This is a genomic window from Streptomyces hilarionis, from assembly GCF_024539675.1.
Taxonomy (GTDB): domain Bacteria; phylum Actinomycetota; class Actinomycetes; order Streptomycetales; family Streptomycetaceae; genus Streptomyces; species Streptomyces hilarionis.
Map to the genome: position 1 here is coordinate 1 of NZ_JAHHIT010000345.1, position 1,405 is coordinate 1,405.

The 1,405-nt window shown below is 68.5% G+C and carries 1 protein-coding gene; it reads right to left on the reverse strand.

Annotation, left to right across the window (positions count from 1 at the left end; all coding sequences use genetic code 11):
- Window positions 1–194: 194 nt before the first annotated feature.
- Window positions 195–1,337 (reverse strand): EcsC family protein, encoded by a 1,143-nt coding sequence (locus tag KMS84_RS38515; RefSeq protein WP_256921208.1) that lies wholly within the window; start codon window positions 1,335–1,337, stop codon window positions 195–197.
- Window positions 1,338–1,405: the final 68 nt, after the last annotated feature.

A 1,405-nucleotide genomic window follows, 5' to 3' on the forward strand; every position in this document is an offset into this window, starting at 1 on the left:
GGTCTTGGCCTGGGGGTGGGGTGAGGGTGGAGGTGTACCCGAACAGGCCGTGCGTGTATGCGGATCCAAGGACGGCGCGCCCGCACTTGGCCGTCGGGCGTGAGGAGTGGTTGAGGCTCGCGGGGTTCGTGGCGGGGGCCTGAGCCGTGTTGTTCCGGCGGTCGCGTGAGGACTTTCACCGCCGGGGCTCCGGGTCAGTGGAGGTCGGGTCCGCCCGCCTCAACTATCTCGTCGAGCAGACTGATCTCCTCGTCGGCGTCGTCCGGGATGTCCGGGCCGGTGTCGGGAGACCATCCGGATGCTTCCTCGTCAGCGAGATGCGGATACTTCTCCAGGAGGAACCGCCGCCGGTACGCCATCTCGGCAGCGTCGACGATCCCCTCCAGAGTGGTCCAGTTGAGGGTGCCTCCGACGACGATCCCGACTGCGGGTACGGCCTTGCCAAGTCCCTTCTTGGTGAGACGGAAGCCGAATGCCTTCGCGAACTGCTGGGAGACCTTGGTGACAAGCGCGTCGTTCAGGACCTCCCAGGTCTTGCCGCGGAAGAGTGCCTGGGTGAGCCGCGAGATGTCGGACATCGCACGGTTCTTGGCGGCGACCGAGCTTGCCGTCCCGACGTTCACAACAGACAGCACGAAGAGCTTCTCGGCGGGCTCCTCGGGGTCGTAGCCGTAGAACAGCGAGACCTGACCGACGGCGCGGGACGCGAGTCCGAGGACGACTGCGGCATCGGCGACGAAGGCGCCGGTGATCGCGCCTCCCGAAGGGGCCGCCGCGGCGCCGGCGGAGGCGGCGATGACGAGTTCTCCCCCCGAGATCACAAGTCCCGCACCCGCTCCGGAGAGCGCTGCGGCGGCCGGGAAGTACCAGCTCGCCGCCCGTCCACGGACCGCGTCGACCTGTTCGAGGTCGAGGCGGCGCAGGTCGCGCAGAGACGCGACCTCGTGCCCGCGCTTCTTGTGGAGCGCCACCACACGTTTGGGGGACAGGCCCGCTCGCGAGGCCCGCGCCAGGGTCTTCTGTATGGACTGAACGGCAGTGCCGCTCCAGTCCGGCATGGCGTCGGCTGCTTTGCGCGTTCCGGCGCCGACTTTCTGAGCGCCCTTGGCGACGAATTCCTGGCCACGTGAAACCGCCGACTTGGCCCGCGGGTGGTTCTCCAGTTGCTTCGCGGCGCGCTTGCCGAACGCCGCGACGCCGTTGGCCATGTGTTCGCCGGCGTTTCTCATCGCTTGCGACAGCGGGCGGCCCTTGAATCGCTGGACGGCACGCCATGCGTCGAGCTCGTAGTCCGAGGGCAGCTGATCGGGCTGCTGCGTGTACTGCGGATTACTCATGGTCCGTGGCGCTCCTGTCTCTGAGGCGAGCTGTCACGCGGGGTGGCGGGGGCCATGGCCCGGGGGAG